The organism is Streptomyces sp. NPDC053493 (genome assembly GCF_044544825.1).
Classification (GTDB): Bacteria; Actinomycetota; Actinomycetes; order Streptomycetales; family Streptomycetaceae; genus Streptomyces.
The window spans coordinates 23990-45284 of record NZ_JBITXS010000017.1 but is presented as its reverse complement, the minus strand read 5'-3'; the positions used below and the strand labels follow the sequence as shown (position 1 = coordinate 45284).

General features: G+C 72.3%; 19 protein-coding genes and 1 riboswitch. Of the genes, 6 read left to right on the top strand and 13 right to left on the bottom strand.

Annotation, left to right across the window (positions count from 1 at the left end; genetic code table 11):
• Positions 1 to 27: 27 nt before the first annotated feature.
• Positions 28 to 783 carry a metallophosphoesterase gene (locus ACIGO8_RS31685; RefSeq protein ID WP_399737903.1) on the bottom strand — a complete coding sequence of 252 codons (756 nt, stop codon included), beginning with the start codon at positions 781 to 783 and terminating at the stop codon, positions 28 to 30.
• A 268-nt stretch (positions 784 to 1051) separates the two neighbouring features.
• Between ACIGO8_RS31685 and ACIGO8_RS31680 the strand changes: the two genes are divergently transcribed.
• The gene (locus tag ACIGO8_RS31680) at positions 1052 to 2848 is read left to right on the top strand and encodes an AMP-dependent synthetase/ligase (RefSeq protein WP_399737836.1); all 1797 of its coding nucleotides are present in this window, start codon (positions 1052 to 1054) and stop codon (positions 2846 to 2848) included.
• 119 nt (positions 2849 to 2967) lie between these two features.
• Complete coding sequence (locus ACIGO8_RS31675; protein WP_399737834.1) at positions 2968 to 3495, top strand: hypothetical protein; 528 nt, start codon at positions 2968 to 2970, stop codon at positions 3493 to 3495.
• Positions 3496 to 3616: 121 nt separating this feature from the next.
• Here the strand turns inward: ACIGO8_RS31675 and ACIGO8_RS31670 are convergent, their stop codons facing one another.
• On the bottom strand, positions 3617 to 4759 hold the full coding sequence (locus tag ACIGO8_RS31670) for a glycosyltransferase family 4 protein (RefSeq protein WP_399737832.1): 1143 nt from the start codon (positions 4757 to 4759) through the stop codon (positions 3617 to 3619).
• Between the two features lie 87 nt (positions 4760 to 4846).
• On the opposite strand from ACIGO8_RS31670, the gene ACIGO8_RS31665 reads away from it, so the two are divergent.
• Positions 4847 to 6154 (top strand): glycosyltransferase 87 family protein, encoded by a 1308-nt coding sequence (locus tag ACIGO8_RS31665; protein ID WP_399737830.1) that lies wholly within the window; start codon positions 4847 to 4849, stop codon positions 6152 to 6154.
• On the opposite strand, the gene ACIGO8_RS31660 is transcribed toward ACIGO8_RS31665, so the two are convergent.
• A complete protein-coding gene (locus ACIGO8_RS31660; protein WP_399737828.1) occupies positions 6063 to 7424 on the bottom strand; it encodes an MATE family efflux transporter in 1362 nt (453 codons plus the stop codon). The genes ACIGO8_RS31665 and ACIGO8_RS31660 overlap by 92 nt on opposite strands.
• 98 nt (positions 7425 to 7522) lie before the next feature.
• Here ACIGO8_RS31660 and ACIGO8_RS31655 point away from each other — a divergent pair, with 98 nt between their 5' ends.
• Positions 7523 to 8062: a PadR family transcriptional regulator gene (locus tag ACIGO8_RS31655; RefSeq protein WP_399737826.1), complete on the top strand. Its 540-nt coding sequence runs from the start codon at positions 7523 to 7525 to the stop codon at positions 8060 to 8062.
• Here ACIGO8_RS31655 and ACIGO8_RS31650 read toward each other — a convergent pair.
• The 5 genes from ACIGO8_RS31650 to ACIGO8_RS31630 form a co-directional block, all read right to left on the bottom strand.
• Positions 8059 to 9279: a hypothetical protein gene (locus tag ACIGO8_RS31650; protein ID WP_399737824.1), complete on the bottom strand. Its 1221-nt coding sequence runs from the start codon at positions 9277 to 9279 to the stop codon at positions 8059 to 8061. The two genes, ACIGO8_RS31655 and ACIGO8_RS31650, sit on opposite strands and share 4 nt — an antisense overlap.
• An 82-nt stretch (positions 9280 to 9361) precedes the next feature.
• A complete protein-coding gene (locus tag ACIGO8_RS31645) occupies positions 9362 to 10384 on the bottom strand; it encodes an NlpC/P60 family protein (RefSeq protein ID WP_399737823.1) in 1023 nt (340 codons plus the stop codon).
• A 186-nt stretch (positions 10385 to 10570) separates the two neighbouring features.
• Positions 10571 to 11599, bottom strand: coding sequence for an NlpC/P60 family protein (locus tag ACIGO8_RS31640; RefSeq protein ID WP_399737821.1), 1029 nt, complete (start codon positions 11597 to 11599; stop codon positions 10571 to 10573).
• Between the two features lie 257 nt (positions 11600 to 11856).
• Positions 11857 to 13218 (bottom strand): NYN domain-containing protein, encoded by a 1362-nt coding sequence (locus ACIGO8_RS31635; protein ID WP_399737819.1) that lies wholly within the window; start codon positions 13216 to 13218, stop codon positions 11857 to 11859.
• Positions 13219 to 13263: 45 nt separating this feature from the next.
• A complete protein-coding gene (locus ACIGO8_RS31630; RefSeq protein ID WP_399737817.1) occupies positions 13264 to 13506 on the bottom strand; it encodes a hypothetical protein in 243 nt (80 codons plus the stop codon).
• A gap of 150 nt (positions 13507 to 13656) precedes the next feature.
• Between ACIGO8_RS31630 and ACIGO8_RS31625 the strand changes: the two genes are divergently transcribed.
• The gene (locus tag ACIGO8_RS31625; protein ID WP_399737815.1) at positions 13657 to 14391 is read left to right on the top strand and encodes a rhomboid family intramembrane serine protease; all 735 of its coding nucleotides are present in this window, start codon (positions 13657 to 13659) and stop codon (positions 14389 to 14391) included.
• On the top strand, positions 14388 to 14669 hold the full coding sequence (locus ACIGO8_RS31620) for an Lrp/AsnC family transcriptional regulator (RefSeq protein WP_128976777.1): 282 nt from the start codon (positions 14388 to 14390) through the stop codon (positions 14667 to 14669). Before ACIGO8_RS31625 ends, ACIGO8_RS31620 begins: the two co-directional genes overlap by 4 nt.
• 74 nt (positions 14670 to 14743) lie before the next feature.
• Here the strand turns inward: ACIGO8_RS31620 and ACIGO8_RS31615 are convergent, their stop codons facing one another.
• From ACIGO8_RS31615 to ACIGO8_RS31595, 5 genes are all read right to left on the bottom strand, one after another.
• Positions 14744 to 16165 (bottom strand): aminotransferase class V-fold PLP-dependent enzyme, encoded by a 1422-nt coding sequence (locus tag ACIGO8_RS31615; protein WP_399737812.1) that lies wholly within the window; start codon positions 16163 to 16165, stop codon positions 14744 to 14746.
• Between the two features lie 180 nt (positions 16166 to 16345).
• Positions 16346 to 16462, bottom strand: a riboswitch (SAM riboswitch).
• 109 nt (positions 16463 to 16571) lie between these two features.
• Positions 16572 to 17636, bottom strand: coding sequence for an anthranilate phosphoribosyltransferase (trpD, locus tag ACIGO8_RS31610; protein ID WP_399737810.1), 1065 nt, complete (start codon positions 17634 to 17636; stop codon positions 16572 to 16574).
• Between the two features lie 130 nt (positions 17637 to 17766).
• Positions 17767 to 19392 (bottom strand): cytochrome bc complex cytochrome b subunit, encoded by a 1626-nt coding sequence (locus tag ACIGO8_RS31605; protein WP_399737808.1) that lies wholly within the window; start codon positions 19390 to 19392, stop codon positions 17767 to 17769.
• Positions 19389 to 20441 (bottom strand): Rieske 2Fe-2S domain-containing protein, encoded by a 1053-nt coding sequence (locus ACIGO8_RS31600; protein ID WP_399737806.1) that lies wholly within the window; start codon positions 20439 to 20441, stop codon positions 19389 to 19391. Before ACIGO8_RS31600 ends, ACIGO8_RS31605 begins: the two co-directional genes overlap by 4 nt.
• Entirely contained in the window at positions 20438 to 21247 is an 810-nt protein-coding gene (locus ACIGO8_RS31595) for a c-type cytochrome (protein WP_399737804.1), read from the bottom strand. Before ACIGO8_RS31595 ends, ACIGO8_RS31600 begins: the two co-directional genes overlap by 4 nt.
• Positions 21248 to 21295 lie beyond the last annotated feature (48 nt).

Genomic DNA, 21295 nt, shown 5'->3' with positions numbered 1-21295 from the left:
GGCTATCGCGCCGTCGTCACGGGGCCGTCACCACTCCAGGGTCCACGGCTTCCCGGTGGCCGCGAAGTGTCCGACGTTCACGCACTCGGTCGCGCCGATCCGCATGCGCCGGGCGAGCGGCTGGTGGACGTGGCCGAAGAGGGCGTAGCGGGGCCGGACGCGGTGGATGGCGTCGAGCAGCGCGCGGCTGCCGCGTTCGAAGCGGCGGGCGACGGTGTCGTAGGTGAGTTCGGGGACGTCCGGCGGGATGTGCGAGCAGAGCACGTCGACGTCCCCGAGGGCCTCGACCTTCGCCGCGTACTCCTCGTCGCCGATCTCGTAGGGCGTGCGCATCGGGGTGCGCAGGCCGCCGCCGACGAAGCCGAAGACGAGCCCGCCGAGTTCGACGCGCTCGCCGTCGAGGACGGTGGTGCCGGGACCGGCGTACTCGGGCCAGAGTCCCGGGATGTCGACGTTGCCGTAGGTGGCGTACGTGGGTGTGGGGAGGGCCGCGAACATCTCGGCGTACTGGCGGCGCACGGCGGACTCGATGGCGGTGGCGCGGTCGACGTCGAGCCCGGCCCAGAGACGTCGGCCGAGGTCACGGGCCTCTTCGAAGCGGCGGGCGGTGCGCAGTTCGACGATGAGGTCGGCGTTCTCGACGCCGAAGAGGTCGGGGAAGATGCCCCGGCTGTGGTCGGCGTAGTCGAGGAACAGCACCAGGTCGCCGAGGCATATGAGGGCGTCGGCGCCGTCCCCGGCCCGGGCGAGGGCTCCCGTGTTGCCGTGCACGTCGCTCACCACGTTGATCCGCATGGCGCTCAGCCTAGGGCGTCGGACCTGCGGTTACTTGGGAGTCGGGAAAGCGGTGGACTACTGTGCGGCAAGCAACGCCATAGATGTGTGACGCACGGAACATCTGGCCAGGACCCCCTATCGGGAACGACGTACTGATGGGTAACGTCCGGGCAGTCCAGTCGTGCTCACCCCCACTGAGCACCTGCCCGATCTTGGACTACACCGGTGCATCACACAGAGCCGTGGCGCCGGCGCCCGATGAGGAGCAGCAGTCTTGCGCGAGTTCAGCCTTCCGGCCCTGTACGAGGTCCCCACGGACGGCAACCTGACGGATCTCATCCGCCGCAACGCCTCCCAGCACCCAGACGTCGCCGTGATGGGGCGCAAGGTCGCGGGCGGGTGGGCCGACGTCACCGCGAAGCAGTTTCTCGCCGAGGTCCGCGGGGCGGCGAAGGGCCTGATCGCGGCCGGCGTCGAGCCGGGCGACCGGGTGGCGCTGCTGTCGCGCACCCGCTACGAGTGGGTGCTGCTCGACTTCGCGATCTGGAGCGCGGGCGCGGTGACCGTGCCGGTGTACGAGACCAGCTCGCCGGAGCAGATCCAGTGGATCCTCGGCGACTCGGGCGCCTCCCTCGCCCTGGTCGAGACCGCCGCGCACGAGGCGTCGGTGGAGTCGGTACGGGCGAACCTGCCGGGTCTGAAGGGCGTGCGGCAGATCGAGGCGGACGCGATCGCGCGGCTGACCGCGGAGGGCGCGGACGTCTCCGACGAGCTGCTCGACCAGCGGATGTCGACGGCGCACGCGGACGACCCGGCGACGATCGTCTACACCTCGGGCACCACCGGCCGCCCCAAGGGCTGTGTGCTGACCCACCGCGCCTTCTTCGCCGAGTGCGGCAACGTGGTCGAGCGGCTCAAGCCGCTGTTCCGTACCGGCGAGTGCTCGGTGCTGCTGTTCCTGCCGGCCGCGCACGTCTTCGGCCGGCTGGTCGAGGTGGCCTCCGTGATGGCGCCGATCAAGCTGGGCTGTCTGCCCGACATCAAGAACCTCACCGACGAGCTGGCCTCCTTCCGGCCGACGCTGATCCTCGGTGTGCCGCGCGTCTTCGAGAAGGTCTACAACTCGGCGCGGGCCAAGGCGCAGGCCGACGGCAAGGGCAAGATCTTCGACAAGGCCGCGCACACGGCCATCGCCTACAGCCGGGCGCTCAGCTCCCCGCAGGGCCCGTCCTTCGGTCTGCGGCTGAAGCACAAGGTCTTCGACAAGCTGGTCTTCTCGAAGCTGCGGGCGGTGCTCGGCGGGCGCGGCGAGTACGCGATCTCGGGCGGCGCGCCGCTGGGCGAGCGGCTCGGCCACTTCTTCCGCGGCATCGGCTTCACGGTCCTGGAGGGCTACGGCCTGACCGAGTCCTGCGCGGCGACCGCGTTCAACCCGTGGGACCGCCCGAAGATCGGCACGGTCGGGCAGCCGCTGCCGGGTTCGGTGGTGCGGATCGCGGACGACGGCGAGGTCCTGCTGCACGGTGAGCACATCTTCTCGGGCTACTGGAACAACGAGGCCGCGACGGCGGAGGCGCTGGCGGACGGCTGGTTCCACACCGGTGACATCGGCACCCTCGACGAGGACGGCTATCTCGCGATCACCGGCCGGAAGAAGGAGATCCTGGTGACGGCGGGCGGCAAGAACGTCGCCCCGGCGGTCATCGAGGACCGGATCCGGGCGCACGCGCTGGTCGCCGAGTGCATGGTGGTGGGCGACGGGCGGCCGTTCGTGGGCGCGCTGGTCACCGTCGACGAGGAGTTCCTGGGCCGCTGGGCGGCCGAGCACGGCAAGCCGGCCGGCTCGACGGCGGCCACGCTGCGCGACGACGCGGACCTGATCGCGGAGGTCCAGCGCGCGGTGGACGACGGCAACGCGGCGGTCTCGAAGGCGGAGTCGGTGCGGAAGTTCCGTATCCTGTCCGCGCAGTTCACCGAGGAGGCGGGGCACATCACCCCGTCGCTGAAGCTGAAGCGCAATGTCGTGGCGAAGGACTTCGCCGACGAGATCGAGGCGATCTACCGGGCCTGACGGCTCTTCGGAACGCCCCTGGCGGGCCCGTGTCACGGGCCGGTCGGGGGCGTTCGCGCGCGTCAGGACCGGAACGGCCCATTCCACACAACCGAGACGACCCGACACGAAAGGCAGTCATGCGGCTCAAGCGCACCGCGGCCGTCCTGGGCGCCGCCCTCACCACCCTCGTCGCCCTCACCGGCTGCGGCGGCAGCTCCTGGGGCGAGGACGCCGGGCTGCCCGCGGCCGGCGACATGGCGGCGATCGAGAAGCTCGTCGGCCGGCACACCATGTGCAGCGACCTGCGGACCGGCACCGGCGACAACGGGGTCCTGAGCGCGGAGTCCCAGGACCCGGCGTGGGCGATCGAGCAGCGCGGCGTGTGCGGGAACGACGCGCGCGACACCCTCACGCTGCTGTCCGTCTCCGACATGGAGAAGTTCCAGCAGGCGAACAAGAAGGCCGCGGCCGCCGGTCACGACACCCGCTTCCTGGTCGGCCAGGACTTCGCGGTCGTCGCCACCGACCCGGCCGCGGCCAAGGCCCTGATGGCCACCGACGTGCTGCTCTTCACCTGCGCCAAGGACTTCAAGGTCCCGGACGGCTACCGCAGCGAGAAGCTCCTCGTGGACGGCTGCGCCCTGACCGACTACCTGCCCGGCTAGCAGGCCCGCACCGGCCGGGGAGACCGGCCGGACGAGGCAGTGCGCGGCCGTACGCGCCCGGGCGCCGGGCGTACGCGCCCCGGCCGCGGCCGTTACGCGACGTACGCGGCCGGGCGAGGGCTCAGAGCAGTTCCCGCAGCCGGTCGGCCAGCAGGTCCCAGCGCCACCGCTCCTCCACCCACGCGCGGCCGCGCTCGCCCATGCGGGCGCGCAGCTCCGGGTCGAGGAGGAGGGTGGCGACGCGGTCGGCGGTCTCCTCGGCCGAGCCGCCGCGGACCACCCAGCCGGTCTCGCCGTCGAGGACGGCGTCGGGCGCGCCGCCCGAGTCTCCGGCGACGACCGGGAGGCCGGTCGCGGAGGCCTCCAGGTAGACGATGCCGAGGCCCTCGACGTCCAGCCCGCCGCGGCGGGTGCGGCAGGGCATGGCGAAGACGTCACCGGCCCCGTAGTGCGCGGGCAGCTGCGACCACGGGACGGCGCCGGTGAACCGTACGGAACCGGCCACGCCCGTGCGGGCCGCGAGCCGGCGCAGGTCCTGCTCGTACGGGCCGCCGCCGACGATCAGCAGGACCGCGTCCGGCACCCGGCGCAGGATCTCCGGCAGGGCGCGGATCAGCGTGTCCTGGCCCTTGCGCGGCACCAGCCGGGAGACGCACACGACCACCGGCCGGTCGCTCAGTCCGAGCCGCTCGCGCACCTCGGCGCCGCCGGAGCCCGGGTGGAAGGTCTTCTCGTCCACGCCCGGCGGCAGCTGCGTCATGCGCGCGGCGGCGGCCGGGGTGAGGGCGGTCGCGATCCGGGAGCGGGTGTACTCGCCGAGGTAGGTGATCGTGTCCGTGGCGTCGCCGATCCGCCGCAGCAGCTGCCGGGCCGCGGGCAGCTGGGCCCAGCCGGCCTCGTGGCCGTGCGTGGTGGCGACGAGCCGCTCGGCGCCCGCGCGCCGCAGCGCCGGGGCCATCAGGCCGAGCGGGGCGGCCGCGCCGAACCACACGGACGTGCAGCCGTGCTCGCGCAGCAGCGCCGCCGCCCGGGCGGTGACCCGAGGAGTGGGCAGCAGCATGGTGGTGCGGTCGCGGACGACCGTGAAAGGCTGTTCCGCGTCGAACGCGGCGGTCGCCTCGCTCCCCTCGTGGCCGCGCTTCCAGGTGGAGGCGTAGACCACGATCCGGTCCGGGTCCAGGCGCAGCGCCATGTTGTGCAGGAAGGCCTGGATTCCGCCGGGACGGGGCGGAAAGTCGTTCGTTACGATCAGGGTCTTGTGCATCGTGGCCGACAGTACCGTGGTCGCGCCCGTAGCCCGGCACCACCACCCTCCGCCCCGGCGGACCGAGAGAACAGGAACAGGACAGGTATGACGGGCGCGGTGGGTACGGTCCCTGCAGGCACGTCATCGGCCCGGGCGGCCGCGCGCGAGGGGCTGGCACGCCCGCTGGGCCTGTGGTCCCTGACCCGGGTGATCCTGCTGCTGTGCGTGTTCAAGGTCGTGGTGGTTCCCGGCCCGGACATCACCAGCGACATCGAGGACATCTACCAGGGCTGGTACGAGGTCCTGAGGACCGGCACGTATCCGCTGGACGACGTCACCTGGCAGTACCCGCCGGCCGCGGCCCTCGCGATCCTCTCCCCCGCCCTGCTGCCGTTCCTCGGCTACTCGGCCGCCTTCTTCGTGCTCGCCCTGCTCTGCGACGCGTTCGTCTTCGGTCTGCTCGTGTACGCGGGGCGCCGTCCGGGCCGCTCGATGCGCGGGGCGTGGCTGTGGCTGGCGGGCGTGCCGCTGCTCGGCCCGACCGCGTACGCCCGGTACGACCTGATGGTGACGGCGGTGGCCGTGGCGGGTCTGCTCGCGGCGGTCCGCAGCCCGGCGGTGCTGGGCGCGCTCGCCGGCTTCGGGGCGACGCTGAAGGTGTGGCCGGTGCTGGTGCTCGCGGGCACCGCGCGCGGCCGGGCCACCCTGCGCTCGTGGGCCACGGCGGTGGGCGCGGCGGCGGCCGTGCTGGTGCTGTGCGTGCTCGCCGCGCCCGGCGCGCTGGCCTTCCTGGGCTTCCAGCGGGACCGGGGCACGGAGGTCGAGTCGCTGGGCGCGCTCGTCTTCCATGTGGCCAGGCACTTCGGCTGGCCGGGCGAGGCGCGGATGAACTACGGCTCCATCGAGTTCCTCGGCCCGGGTGTGCAGGCGGTGTCCACGGCGGCCATGCTGCTGACGGTCGCCGCGTTCGGCTGGCTGCTGGTGTGGCGGCTGCGGGCCCGCCGGCACACCACGACGACCACGGCGGACGCGGCCTTCGTGGCGGTGCTGCTGTTCACCACGACGAGCCGGGTGATCAGCCCGCAGTACATGATCTGGCTGGTGGGCCTCGCCGCGGTGTGCCTGGTGTACCGGTCGAGCCGGATGCGCCGTCCGGCGCATCTGGTGCTGTGGGCGACGGCGGTGACGCAGTTCGAGTTCCCGGTGTGGTTCTCGCACGTCGGCGACAGCGATCCGCTGGGTGTCGGACTGCTGCTGGTGCGCAACGGTCTGCTGGTCGCGGCCACGGTGTCGGCGTGCCGGGTCCTGTGGCGGCAGACGGTCACCGAGCCGAGGCTCGCGAGGACGGCGGAGCCGGTGCGGATGCCGCGCCAGGCCGAGGGCGAGCGGACCCGGGTGTCGGTCTCCTCCTGACCAGGAGGCCGAGGGCCGCGCACTGGGCCGCCATGGCGAGGGCCATGGCCAGGCAGATCCCGGCGAGGCCGAGGGCCGCCGAGAGCGCGTGGGCGAGCGGGAGCTGGAGCAGGACGCCGGCGACGGTGACGCGGGCGAGCCGCGGCGAGCCGCCGCTGCCCTCCAGGACGCCGGCGACGGCGATGAAGCAGGCCATGAGCAGCAGATACGGGCCGAGGCAGCGCAGGAACAGCGCGCCGGCCGCGGCCACGGCCGGCTCGGCGCCGAAGCCGCGCATCACCGGGTCCGCGGCGAGCAGCAGCAGGACGGCCGCGCCGGTGCCGAGCAGGGCGCCGAGGAGGAGGGCCTGCCGGCCGACGGCCCGGCGCTCGTGGCGGCCGGCGCCCAGCAGGTGGGCGGTGTGGATCGCGGCGGCCTGCCGGACGGCGTAGAAGGCCATGGTGGCGACGTACATGGCCTTGGTGGCGATGCCGTAGGCGGCGATCTCGGTGACGCCGAGGCGGGCGACGACGGACACGAGGGCGAGGGCTCCGGCCATGCGGACGACGAAGTCGACGGACATGGGCAGGCCGGTGACGGCGGTGCGGCGCAGGGCGGCGGCGGTGCCTCCGGCCGGGACAGCGGTGCGGGCGGCCCTGAGGTGGGCGTTGCGGCGCAGCGCGAGCAGTCCGACGGCGAGGGCGGCGGTGCGTCCGGCGACGGTGGAGACGGCGGCGCCCTCGACTCCGTAGGCGTGGACGAGCAGCGGGTCGAGGACCAGGATCAGGCCGTTGGCGAGGAAGGCGAGCCGCATGGGCGTGCGGGTGTCGCCGGTGCCCTTGAGGACGCCGTCGAGGACGGTGGTGGCGAAGAAGACGGCCGTGCCGGGCAGTGAGACGGCGAAGTACGCGGTCGCCAGGGCGTGCGCGGGATGGCCGGAGCCGCCGAGCAGGAGCGCGGCGAGCGGGTCGCGCAGCAGGTAGCCGCCGATCGCGACGGGCGGGACGAGCAGGGCGCCGAGGGCGGCGCCGCCGCGGACGGCGGCGCGGAGCGCGGCGGGGTCGTCGGCGCCGCGGGCGCGGGCGACGAGGACGGTGGTGCCGGAGGCGGCCATGAGGACGACGCCGAGGAGCACGTTCTCGACGTTGGTGGCGACGGCGACGGCGGCGACGGCGTCCTTGCCGAGGCGGGCGACCCAGACCAGGTTGATGACGCCGGCGGCGACGCCGGCGAGGAGTTCGAGGTAGACGGGCCCGGCGAGCCGGGCGAGCGTACGGCGGTGTTCCTTCATCGATGCGGCCCCCTCTTTTCGACATATCTCGGATCGAGGTATGTCGAAAAGAGCTACCATGCTGACGGGTGCCACGACAAGCGCGAAGGAGAACGCCGGTGCTGGAGCTGTCGATCCTGGGCTTCCTCCACGAGAAGCCGCTGCACGGCTACGAGCTCAAGGAACGCATCCAGGGCCTGAGCGGCCACGTCCGCCCGGTCAGCGACGGCGCCCTCTACCCGGCCATCACCCGCCTGGTGAAGAACGGCCTGGTCGACAGCCGTACGGAGCCGGGCGCGGGCGCGGCCCCGCGCCGCACCCTCTCGCTGACCGCCGAGGGCCGCGCGGAGCTGCTGTCCCGGCTGCGCACGCCCAAGGAGGCGGAGATCACCGACGGCCAGCGCTTCTTCACCCTGCTCGCCTTCCTCGGCCAGCTCCCCGACCCGGCCGACCAGGCCGCCGTCCTCCGCCGCCGCCAGGCCTTCCTCGACGCCCCGGCCAGCTTCTTCTACGAGGGCGGTGCCCCGGTCCGCGCGGAACAGGAACCGGATCCCTTCCGCCGCGGCATGCTCCGCATCGCCCGCGCCACGGGGACGGAGGAGAAGGCCTGGCTCGCGGAGACGCTGGCCGAGCTGGACCGCAAGGCGGAGGGCCGCTAGTCGCGGCCCAGCCGCTCGGTCAGAGAGGCCCGCCACCGGGCCGTGAACGCCTCGGGTGTGGTGTCCAGGACGTCGTGGAGGGCCTTCTCCAGGGCGCCGTCGCGCTGCGGGTGGGCGCCGACCGCCCGGTAGAAGGCGGTCAGGCGGTCCTCGCCCCAGTGGTCGGCGATCAGGGCGCAGGCCAGCCAGCCGCTCTCGTAGGCGCGGGCCATGGCGTCCCCGTCGCCGCCGAAGGCGAAGGCCTGGTCGTCCGGCAGCGTGGCGGGAGCCCGGCCCTCGCGGACGGCGCGGGCGAGTTCGGGCGCCGCCTGGGCGGGAGTGCGGCCGGTCCCGCGGTAGGCGGCCCAGTCGGCGAGGCCCTCCGAGAGCCACAGGGGCGTCGAGGACGTGGTCTGGGTGCGGGTGGCGACATGGGTGGTCTCGTGGGTGAGCACGAACTGCCGGCCGAAGGAGCCCAGCGTCCCGTACGCCTCCGGGTTGACGATCACCCGGTCCGCGGGCGCCTTGGGACCGCCGCCGGCCTCTCCGGTGGTGACCGCCGCGATGCCCCGGTAGGAGGCCGCGGGCGCGCCGAGCAGCATTCCCATCGCGTCGAGCGACGCCGGGACCAGGACCACGATCCGGCCGGCCCACGGCGAGGGCCAGGCGTCGCCGACGGCCGGCACGGCCCGGTCCGCCGCGTCGGCGATCTCTCGGAGCCGCCGCGGGCCCTGGCCGACGCCGAGGACGAGGCTCCGCCGGCCCGTCACGGCCGTGACCTCGCCCTGCTGCCACAGCTGCTGCGGGGCGCCGTCGGCGGCGCGGTCACCGGTCACGTACCAGCGCCCGCCCCGCTCGGCGAGGTCCAGGATCCGCCGGCTGGTGGCGGGCCCGGAGTCGTAGCCCTTGATCCGGTAGCCGAACTCGGCCCGGGCGGTGGCGCGGCCCGGACCGGCCGCCTCGACGCCGGTGACCCGGTAGGTCCAGCCGCCCAGCGGGATCTTCGCGAGCCGGCCGAACTCGGTGCGGGCGGCGGGCGCGAGGGACGGGTCGAGGGCCGCGAGGAAGCCGGCCTCGTCCCGGTCGAGCAGCGCCTCGGCGTGCCCGTCGAGCAGCCGCTGGACCTCGGCGCGGGCCGGGCCCTGCGCCTTCGGCGCGGTGCAGCCGGCGAGGACCAGGAGCGCGGCGAGGAGCCATGCTCCCGCGCCGCGCGCCACCCGTCCGCCCTGTCCCGTCACGCCCCGATCGTACGGGCGGCGACGAGGCCGCGGCCCCGGAGACCGGCCTGAGCGCCCCGGCGGCCGGCGGCGGAGCGGGAGCTCAGACCCGGGTCACGGTCACGTGGGACATCATGTTCACCGGGTCGTAGCGGACCCGCGCGCCCGGGTAGGGCGCGTGGATGACCTGCCCGTTGCCGGCGTAGATCGCCACATGGCTGGCGTCGCTGCGATAGGTCACGAGGTCGCCGGGCTGCGCCTGCGAGAGCGGGATCCGCCGGCCCGCGTGGCGCTGCGCCTGCGAGGTGCGCGGCAGGCCGATGCCCGCCTGGCGGTACGACCAGACCATGAGGCCCGAGCAGTCGAAGGCGGACGGCCCGGTCGCGCCCCACACGTACGGCTTGCCGATCGCGCTGCGCGCGGCGATCACCGCGGCGGCGGCGCGCGAGGGCCCGAGGTCGCCGAGCGGCGGCAGTTCCTCGCCGAGGGCCTCGCGGCCGGAGCGGGAGGCCCGTTCGAAGCCGGCCCGCTCGTCGGCGGAGAGCGAGGCGAGCACGCGGCGCGCCTCGGCCAGCTTGCGTTCGACGGTGCGCTTGTGGCGGGCCACCTCGGTGCGGCTGCGCTCGAGTTCGGCGAGGGCCCGGCCGGCCTCGGCCCGTTCCTGCGCCACCTTCCGCAGGGCGCGGCGCAGTTCGCCGAGCGCGGCGCTCTGGCGCGCGGTGACCCGGTCGAGGACGGCGGCGCGGTCGAGGTAGCTGTCCGGGTCGGAGGAGAGCAGCAGCGCGAGGGCCGGGTCCATGCCGCCGGAGCGGTACTGGGCACCGGCGACCGAACCGAGCGCGCCGCGCATGCGGTTGATCCGGTCCTGGCCGCGGGCGAGGCTGTCCTGCGCCTGGGAGACGGTCCTGCGCAGCCGGTCGGCCTTCTCGTCGGCCCGGTTGTAGCCCTCGGTGGCCCGCTCGGCCTCCTCGAAGAGCCGGTCGACGGTGGCCCGGGTGGCCTGGGCGGCCTCGGGCGTGGCGCCGCCCGGGTCGGCGTGGGCGGGCACCGCACCGAGGGCCGTGGCCGCGGTGGCCGCGGCTGCGGTGAGGACGGTGACCCTGGCGGGTCGTCGGTGGGACGCCACGAATCGCGCTCCGTTCGGTGGTTCGACGGACTGGCGCGGCAGACAGTAGCCGCTGCCGGGGTCGCGTCCAACGAAGGCGCCGGGCACACAAAGTGACGCCCCGCCGTAGACCACAGGTCATCGGCGGGGCGTCAGGTCAGTTCGGGTTCCGGCGAACCACCCGTTCGGAGGGCAGGTCGTCGCGCGTCAGATGCGGACGCCGAACTGGAAGGTGCCCATGTAGTCCATCGACTCGTAGCGCACCACCGCGCCCGGCTTCGGGGCGTGCAGGATGGTGTTGTTGCCCGCGTACAGACCCACGTGCGACAGGCCGTTGAAGAAGACGAGGTCGCCCGGCCGGAGCTGGCTGCGGCCGATCTTCACGCCGTCGTTCTGCTGGGTGTAGGTGGTGCGGCTGATGCCGACACCGGCCTGGCGGTACGACCACTGGGTCAGACCGGAGCAGTCGTACGAGTTGGGGCCCTCGGCGCCGGAGACGTACGGCTTGCCGAGCTGGGTGGCGGCCGCGCTGAGGGCGGCGGCACCGCGCTGCGAGGCGGGCACCTCGTTGCCGAGGTCGACGCGGTCGCCGGCGGCGCGGCTGGCGCGCTGCTCGTCCTGCTGCATCTTGGCGCGCTCGGCGGCGGTCAGCGTGTTGAGGAGCTTCTGCGCCTCGGCGAGCTTGCCCTGGAACTTCTTCTTCTTCTCGGAGAGCGTCTTGCGGACGTCCTCGAGGTCGGCGAGCTTGGTCGTCGCCTCGGCCCGCTGCTGGGCGAGGGTGCGCTGCTTGGCCTGGATGGACTGCAGCACGTCGGCCTGCTTGGCGCCGATCTGGTCGATCGCGGACGCCTTGTCGAGGTAGGTGTCCGGGTCGGAGGAGAGGAAGAGCTGGAGCGCGGGGTCGATGCCACCGGAGCGGTACTGCGCGCTGGCGACCGAACCGATGTCCTCCCGGAGGGAGTTGAGCTCCGCCTGGCCGCGGGCGACCTTGTCCTGGAGGGTGCTGATCTCCTTCTGCAGCGTCTCCCGGCGCTCCTCGGCCTGGTTGTACTGCTCCGTGGCCTCCTCGGCCTCGTGGTGCAGCTTGTCGACCTTCGACTTGACGTCGTCGATCTTGGGCTTGGGCGCCGCCTGGGCACCGGTCTGGGCGGTCAGCGCGACGGCGGCCGCGGCGGTCACGGTGAGCACGGTCACACGGGTGCGGCTCGGCTGCTTGGGACGACGGTGGGACGCCACGGGGGCGAGCTCCTTCTTCCTCGAGCCGCCCAACCAGGCTGCGGCAGGCGGGACCCACGCTGTCATCCCCGTTGGATGATCAACCGCGCGAAGGTTCGAGCCCCGACCCTAGTGACCATCTTGTGATCAGTTCAAATCCCGATAGGCAAAATCTCGCTCGCGCGACAAAGTATTCACACACATCACACGGGCAGTAGTGGCCACTTGACCCTGCGCGGATCAGAAAACGGACATGACGCCTCAGAAGTGAGAAGCAGTCACGAGAGACGCGAAAGGCGCTTCAGCAACAAGGCGGACGCGACCGGCCGCGCACCGGACTTGGCGACGCCGTCGGCCACCTCGCGGTCGGTGGACACCACGACCACCGGACGGCCCGGCGGCTCGGCCCGCACCAGCTGGCGGATCAACTCGTCCGCCGTGACACCGGGCTTGGAGAACAGCACCCGCACGCCGCGCGGCGGCGCGAGCAGCACCGGCGCCGCCAGCTCGGCCCCGTCGAAGACACAGGTGATCTCGGCGCCCGAGCGGGCCGCGAGCGCGGACAGGCCGCCGAGCAGTCGCAGCCGCTGCTTCTCCAGCGGCATCGTCGGATAGCCGGTCTTGGTGACGTTGTAGCCGTCCACCACCAGATGCGCCTGGGGCAGTTCGAGCAGCTGGTCGAGGAGCGCCGGGTCGGTCTCGGACAGGGCGCGCGCCGCGATGTCCTTCGGCGACATCCGGCCCGGCTCCACCGCGTCCACGGTGTCCGCCGGGTGCATCGACACCGGAGGCAGCGCGAGTTCGCGGCGCAGGCCCTGCGCCGCGTCGAGCACCGTGTCCAGGAGCAGCCGCAGCCGCATGTCCTCCACCGAGCGGCCCTCGCGGGCGGCCCGCCGGCTGGCCTCCAGGGCCGCCTCCACCTCGCCGAGCCGGGCCTTGAGCCGCCGGCTCTCGCTCTCCGCGGCCGACACCTGGGCGGCGGCCTCGGCCCGCGCCGCGTCGATCTCGGCCTGGACGCGGCGCAGCGCCGCCTCGCCGCGCTTGACGTCGCTCTGGGCGCTGCGCAGCTTGCGGTGAAGCGATTCCGCTTCCTTGCGGGCGGCCTCCAGATCGTGCCGGAGCTGCTCGGTCTCGGCCCTGGCCCGGTCCCTGGCGGCCGCGACCTCGGCGCGCAGCCGCTCCAGCTCGCGCCGGCCGGCCTCGTCGGCCCGCTCGGCGTCGGCACGCTCGGCCTCCTCGCCGGCGGCGGCGACCAGCTTGCCCCAGCCGGCCGGGCGCAGCACATAGGCCGCCGCGGCGACGTCGACCGGGTCGGCGGCGGCGGGCGGCGCGCCGGACTCGACGGATCCGGCGAGCTCGGGCTGGGACTCCTTGAAGCGCTCGCCGATGCGCTGCCGGAACAGCGGATCGCTCTCCAGGGCGGCGGCCATCGCGTTCCCGGCGAACTTCGCCCGCCGGGAGGCGGTGAAACGGGCGTACTGGCGCAGCGGGGCGGGCAGCTCGGCGACGGTCAGACCGCCGAAGGCGTCCGCGACCAGCGCGACCACCTTGCGCCGTACGGCCTCGGGCAGGGGCCGGTCGAGCGTCTCGGCGGCGTCGCCCGCCGGGACCGCCGGCTGATCACCGTGCGGCTGCTCCACGATCCGTCACCCCACTTCCCTGTCTCGCCCGTGCCGGGCCGCTTCTCAGGAAGCGGTGCCCGGCCTGTCCACCAGTTCGATCTGGTCCACCGCGTTGCACCAGCGGCAGCGGACCGACTCGATGGTCTCACTGACCACCTCGCGCTCCTCGACCTTGGGCTCTCCGGCGAGGTCCAGATGGACGTACTCGACGACCTTGGACGAGCGGGTCACGTCGAAGCGGGTCAGATTGCCGCAGAGGGTGCAGCGCCAGCGGGTTTCGGCGGTCGGCAGGGGAACCGATGTCATCGTGCCGTCCTCTTTCCGTGCGAGGCTTACGGGCCCGCGGTGCGCCGTCGAACTGCGGGAGTACTGCCCGTAACCCTACGGCCTCCCGGGCACGCCGTGTCACGGCGAGGCACTCTGTCCAGGTGGGCCCTGGTACGCCATGATCTGTCCATGATCGACTGGCGGGGCGCGGCCCTGGGCGCCTGGCGGGGCGCCCGCAACGGGCCGACCGTGACCTACGCACTCATCGCCGCCTGCGTGCTGCTGTTCGCCGTGAGCCCGGTGTCGGGCCTGAACCCGGCACACGGCACGGGCGACGGCCTGCTCGCGGCGCAGAGCGCGTACTTCCAGCGCTGGGGCGTGATCCCGGCCGACCTCACCCAGGGCGAGCCGCGGGCCCTGCTCACCCCGCTGACCGCCCTCTTCGTGCACGGCAGCTGGCTGCACCTGCTGGGGAACATGCTGTTCCTTTACGTGTTCGGGGCGATGGCCGAGGAGCGGATGGGCGCCGTCACGTTCGGCCTGTTCTATCTGTCCTGCGGGGCGCTGGCGCTGCTCGGCTACGCGGTGGCGCACGCGGACAGCGCGCAGACGCTGGTCGGGGCGTCGGGAGCGATCTCCGGAGTGCTCGGCGCCTTCCTCTTCCTCTTCCCGCGCGCCCGGGTGACCAGCCTGTTCCCGTTCCTCTTCTTCCTGCCGCTGCGCTTCCCGGCGTGGATCGTGCTGGTCTTCTGGTTCGTGCTCCAGTGGCTGGCGGCGCGCTCGGCGGGTTCGGGGCCGGGCGTGGCGTATCTGGCCCACGTGGTGGGCTTCGCGCTGGGCTTCGTCTTCGCGTGGGCCCGCTACAGAGGTGCCGATAGAGTGAAACCACCAGCCGCGGCCACCGAGGGAGAAAGCCAGCCGTGATCACCGCGATCGTGCTCATCAAGACCAGCGTGGACCGGATCCCCGAGATCGCCGAGGCGATCGCCGCGATCGACTCCGTCAGCGAGGTCTTCTCGGTCACCGGCACCTACGACCTCATCGCCATGGTCCGGGTGGGGCGCCACGACGACCTGGCCGACATCATCCCCGGCCAGATCTCCAAGATCCCCGGCGTCGAGGCCACCGACACCCATGTCGCCTTCCGCGCCTACTCCCAGCACGAGCTGGACGCGGCCTTCGCGATCGGCCTGGAGTCCTGAGGCACCCCCTACCCGAAACGACGAAGCCGGCCTCTCCCCCGCGGGAGGCCGGCTTCACCCGTACGAGGGAGTGATCAGCCGCGGTCCGGGACGCAGCGGCCGTCCTCGGTGCGGTACTTCCACTGGGCGCCGTCGCGGACCAGCTCCTTCACCGCGCCGACGAACCGCTCCACGTGCTCGTCGGGCGTGCCCGCGCCGAAGCTGACCCGGATGGCGTTGAGCGACCGCTCGCCGGGAGCGGCCTCCGGGGCGCCGCACTCGCCCGGGTCCTGCGGGTCGCTGCCGAGCAGGGTGCGCACCAGCGGGTGGGCGCAGAACAGGCCGTCGCGGACGCCGATGCCGTACTCGGCGGAGAGCGCGGCGGCGAAGTGCGAGCTGTTCCAGCCGTCGACGACGAAGGAGATGACACCGACGCGCGGGGCGTCGTCGCCGAAGAGCGAGAGCACCCGCACCTCGGGCACCTCGGCCAGGCCCTCGCGGACCTTGGCGATCAGATGCCGCTCGCGGGCGACGAGGGAGTCGAAGCCGGCCTCGGTGAGCGCCTTGCAGGCGGAGGCGATGGAGTAGACGCCGATGACGTTGGGCGAGCCGGCCTCGTGCCGGGCCGCGGTGGTGTGCCACTCCACGTCCACACCACCGTCGGCCCGGCGGGCCACCTTGCGGGAGGCGCCGCCGCCCGCGAGGTAGGGCTCGGCGTCCTGGAGCCAGTCGGCGCGGCCGGCGAGGACGCCGGAGCCGAACGGCGCGTACAGCTTGTGCCCGGAGAAGGCGACCCAGTCCACGTCCAACTCCTTTACGGAGACGGGGTGGTGGGGCGCCAGCTGGGCGGCGTCCAGGACGATCCGCGCGCCGTGCGCGTGCGCGGCGGCGGCCAGTTCCGCGACCGGCCACAGTTCGCCGGTGACGTTGGAGGCGCCGGTCACGCAGACCAGGGCGGGCCCGTACGGGTCGCGGTCGGCGAGCGCGCGCTCCAGGGTCGCGACGGCCTGCTGCGGGGTGCGCGGCGCGTTGAGGTAGGTGACCCGGGCGTCCCGCCACGGCAGCAGCGAGGCGTGGTGCTCGGTCTCGAAGACGAAGACCTGGCAGTCGGCCGGGACCACCTGGGCCAGCAGGTTGAGCGAGTCGGTGGTGGAGCGGGTGAAGACGACCTGGTCGTCCGGGCGGCAGTCGAGGAAGGCGGCGACGGTGGCGCGGCTGTTCTCGAAGAGGTCGGTGGAGAGCTGGGAGAGGTATCCGGCGCCGCGGTGGACGCTGCCGTAGTAGGGGGCGTACGCGGCGACGTCGTCCCACACGCGCTGGAGGGCCGGGGCGCTGGCGGCGTAGTCGAGCGCCGCGTAGCTGACCTCGCCGCCGGTGACGAGCGGGACGGTGACGTCACGGCCGAGGACCGGCAGCGGGGCGTCGCAGCAGGGGTCGGCGGACTCGGCGGTGGTGGCGGAAGCCGAAGCGGTGGCGGAAGCGGCGGTGGTGGCGGCGGCGTTCGGGCGTGCGGACATGACGGTGTCTCCCGGCGTGACTGGGCGCGAAAAGGCGTGAAGGAGCCCGCGGGCGGCAGCACGGAACGGGGCGCCGCGTACGGGTGTGGGATGGAGAAAGGGGCCGGAGGGCCCTAGCGCATTCGCTTGCTCACGAGACAACGCTCCCTAGAGGACCAAGGACCCCAAGGTGTGCGCAGGGGTCCGCGCTTGCCGCAGGCTTCTGCTCGTACGGCCTGGTCTTCACCCGGGGCACCCCGCCACGGACGGAGGGTTGCCGGACAGCCAGCCGGGGCTTTGTCGCTGTCACTCATGACCTGCCACAGAACCTATGCCAGACGATCACGACGACGCAACCCCGTCCCGGTATCCGGGACGGGGTTGCGTCAGGTGTGCCGGCGGCCTCGGGCGGCCGCGCGCGGACGGCTCAGGCGTTGCTGGCCGCGATCCAGCGGTCGAGGGCCCGGCGGGCGGCGCCCGAGTCGATCGCCTCGGCCGCCTTGTCCATGCCGGCCCGCAGCCGCTCGGCCAGGCTGCCCTCGCCCGGCTCCAGGGCGGTCAGCGCCGCCGCCGCGTTGAGCAGCACGGCGTCGCGCACCGGCCCGGTCTCGCCGGCGAGCAGCCGCCGGGCGACGTCGGCGTTGAACGACGGGTCGCCGCCGCGCAGGGCGTCCAGCGGCACGAGCTCGATGCCGACGTCGCGCGGGTCGAAGCGCTCCTCGGCGACCGAACCGTCGCGGACCACCCAGACCCGGGAGGTGGCGGTGGTCGTCAGCTCGTCCAGTCCGTCGTCACCGCGGAAGACCAGGGCCGAGTTGCCGCGCTCGGCGAGCACACCGGCCACGATCGGCGCCATGCGCGGGTCGGCGACGCCGACGGCCTGGGCCCGCACCTTGGCCGGGTTGGTCAGCGGACCGAGCACGTTGAAGGTGGTCCGGATGCCCAGCTGGCCGCGGGCCGCGGCGACGTGCCGCAGCGACGGGTGGAACTTCACCGCGAAGCAGATGGTGATGCCGGCCTCGTCGGCGACCTCGGCCACCCGCCGCGGCGTCAGGTTCAGATTGATGCCGAGCTTCTCCAGGACGTCGGAGGAGCCGGAGGCGGAGGACGCGGCGCGGTTGCCGTGCTTGACGACCTTGGCGCCCGTGCCGGCGACCACGATCGACGCCATGGTGGAGATGTTCACGGTCTTGGCGCCGTCGCCGCCGGTGCCGACGATGTCGACGGCGGGCCCCGGCACCTCGATCACGTTCGCGTGCTCGTACATCGTGCGGACGAGACCGGTGATCTCGGCGACCGTCTCGCCCTTGGCCCGCAGCGCCACCATGAAGCCGGCGATCTGCGCGTCGGTCGCCTCGCCGCGCATGATCAGGTCCATCGCCCAGGCGGTGTCGTCGGCGGCGAGGTCGCGGCCCTCGAGCAGGCCGTTCAACAGGACGGGCCAGGAGCGGCCCGCCGCGGTGTCGCCTCCAGCGGGGTTCACAGCGCTCATGGTCGCTCCTGGTGTGTCCGTACGGCCTGCAAGGGTCGACTCCCACCCTATCGATCTCCGTGAACGGCAAAGAGCCCCGTCCATCGAATGGACGGGGCTCTCGCCGTGGCGAAACTACGAGGTCAGGTGATCAGTGGTGGCCGTGGCCGCTCGTGATCTCCTTGTACTCCTCGGCGGTGGGCTTGGCGATCTGGTTGTCCGCACCGTAGTAGCCCTTGTTGAGCTTGACCCGGAGCTTCTCCATACGGCCGATCTTGCGCTCCACGCCGTTCTCGTCGACGGCCGGCGGAAGCTCCGCGGGCTCGTACTGCTCGTGCGCCGTGAGCTTGTAGCGCTCACCCTGGCTGAGCGGCTGGTGGACCTCGACGAACTCACCGTGCGGCAGGCGCTTGATGATGCCGGACTCGCGGCCGTGCAGCACCTTGTCCTTGTCCCGGCGCTGGAGGCCGAGGCAGATCCGCTTGGTGACGATGAACGCGATGACCGGTCCGACGAAGAAGAAGATGCGGACGAACCAGGTGATCGAGTTCAGCGACAGGTGGAAGTGCGTGGCCCACAGGTCGTTGCCACCACCGACGAGCATGACCATGTACGCGGTGATCCAGGCGACACCGAAGGCGGTGCGCGTCGGAGCGTTGCGCGGGCGCTGCGCGATGTGGTGCTCGCGCTTGTCGCCCGTGATCCAGGACTCGATGAAGGGGTAGACCGCGATCGCCGCGAGCACCGCCGGGAAGATCGCCAGCGGGATCATCACGCCGAGGACCAGCGTGTGGCCCCACAGGTTGATCTCCCAGCCCGGCATGACACGGATCAGACCCTCGGCGAAGCCCATGTACCAGTCGGGCTGGGCGCCGGTGGACACCTGGTCCGGGCGGTACGGGCCGATGGCCCAGATCGGGTTGATCGAGGCGATCGCCGCGATGACCGCGATGACACCGAAGACCAGGAAGAAGAAGCCTCCGGCCTTCGCCATGTACACCGGCAGCAGCGGCATGCCGACGACGTTCTTGTTCGTACGGCCGGGGCCCTCGAAGTGCGTGTGCTTGTGGACGAACACCAGGATGAGGTGCGCGACCACCAGGCCGAGCATGATGCCCGGGAGCAGCAGCACGTGCGCCGAGTAGAACCGGGCGACGAAGTCGCCGCCGGGGAACTCGCCGCCGAACAGGAACATCGACAGGTACGTGCCGACGATCGGCACGGACAGGATCGCGCCCTGCATGAAGCGGACACCGGTGCCGGAGAGCAGGTCGTCCGGGAGCGAGTAACCGGTGAAGCCGGTGAACATGCCCAGGAAGAACAGCAGGAAGCCGAACAGCCAGTTGATCTCACGCGGCTTGCGGAACGCGCCGGTGAAGAACACGCGCATCATGTGCACGAACATGCCGGCGAGGAAGATCAGCGCCGCCCAGTGGTGGATCTGCCGGATGAGCAGACCACCGCGCACCTCGAAGGAGATGTGCATGGTCGAGTTGAACGCCTCGGACATCAGCTGTCCCTGGAGCGGGACGTACGAGCCGGCGTACTCCACCTCGTTCATCGACGGGTGGAAGAACATCGTCAGATAGACGCCCGTCAGGATGATGATGAGGAAGCTGTAGAGGCAGACCTCGCCCAGCATGAAGGACCAGTGGTCCGGGAAGATCTTCCGCATGTTGGCCTTGGCCAGCGTGTAGATCCCCAGGCGGCCGTCGGCCCAGTCGGCGATCCGCTCACCGGCGGGCGCCTTCTTCTGCGTGTTGGTCACAGTGCTCATCCGCGCTCCCAGAAAGCGGGGCCGACGGGCTCTTCGAAGTCGCCGTGCGCCTCGAGGAAGCCCTTGTCGTTCACGCCGATCCGCAGCTGCGGCAGAGCGTGGCCGGCCGGGCCGAAGATGACGCGGGCGCCGTCGGACAGGTCGAAGGTGGACTGGTGGCACGGGCAGAGCACGTGGTGCGTCTGCTGCTCGTACAGCGAGATCGGGCAGCCGACGTGGGTGCAGATCTTCGAGAAGGCGACGATGCCCTCGTGCGACCACTCGAGCTCGCGCTTGTCCTTGATGTCGTCCGGCTGAATGCGGACGATCATCAGGGCGGCCTTGGCGATCTCGGTCTGGAAGTGCTCGTCGTGCTCCGAGAGGCCCTCGGGCATCGCGAAGGTCAGCGAACCGACGGCGACGTCCTCGGGACGCAGCGGCTCGTGCGTGTTCATGTTGATGAGCAGCTTGCCCTTGGCCCACATCGTGGAGCGCAGCTTCTTCTCGGGCAGCGGACCCATGTCACGCAGCAGCACGACGCCGGAGAGCGGCACCAGGGCCAGCGCGCCGAACAGCGTGTTGCGGATCAGCTTGCGGCGGCCGAAGCCGGACTCGGCGGCACCGGCCGCGAAGTCCGCCATGACCTTCGCCTTGACCTCCGGCGACGCCTCCATCGGGTGACGCTCGTCGGCGACCTCGACGTCGGACATCAGGGTGCGGGCCCAGTGGACCGCGCCCGCGCCGATGAAGAACAGGGCCGCGCCGAGGGTCCAGCCCAGGGCGAAGTTGAGCGCGGACACCCGGCCGAACGGCCAGATGTACACGATCTTGTCGACCGGGAAGATCACGTACGAGGCGATGAAGCCGATCGTGGCCAGCATCGACAGCGTGAACATGAAGGCGATCGCGCGCTCGGACCGCTTGGCGGCCCGCTCGTCGATGTCCTGGATGCGCGGCTTGTGGGGCGGGAGGCCCGGGTCGGCGAACGGGTCGTCGGCGACCTTCACCGCGCCGTGCGCGGTGTCCTGCACGGTGGGCAGGTTCTCTTCTGGATTCTCTTGGGTACTCATGACTTCTTGGCCTTAGCGGTGTGGGCCGCGACCCAGATGGCAACTGCGATCAGCGCGCCCAGTCCGAAGATCCACGCGAACAGACCCTCGCTGACGGGGCCGAGGCCACCCAGCTTGAGACCACCCGGGTTGTCGGCCTTGTCGCTGTTCACGGCCTGGACGTAGGCGATGATGTCCTTCTTCTGCTTCTCCGGCATCGTCGTGTCGGGGAAGGAGGGCATGTTCTGCGGGCCGGTCTGCATGGCCTCGTAGAGGTGCTTCGGGTCCACGCCTTCGAGGCTCGGGGCGTACTTGCCGTAGGTCAGCGCGCCACCCTCGCCGGTGAAGTTGTGGCACTGGGCGCAGTTCGAGCGGAACAGCTCGCCGCCCTTGGCGATGTCGGCGCCCTCAGGGCTGTACTGGTTGGCCTTCGGCACGGCCGGGCCGGCACCGAGGGAGGCGACGTACGCCGCAAGCTGGTCGATCTGCGCCTGCGTGTAGATGACCTTCTTCCTCGGGACCTGGGCGCCGGGCTGCTGGGCCGGCATACGGCCGGTGCCGACCTGGAAGTCCACGGCCGCCGAGCCCACGCCGACCAGGGACGGGCCGTCAGAGGTGCCCTGACCGCCGGTTCCGTGGCAGCTGGCACACCCGACGGAGTAGAGCTTCTTGCCCTCCTCGATGGCCAGGGACTGGGCGGTTTCGTCGGCCTTGGCCGTGCCCGCGGGCGCGAACGCGGCGTACAGCCCCCCAGTTGCCGCCAGCGCGAGAAGTAGGACGACGACCGCCGCCAGCGGATGGCGTCGTCGTGCGGAGAGCTTTTTCACGGATTACCCCGGTGTCAGGATCTTCTGCGTCGATGCTTGCTGGATGTG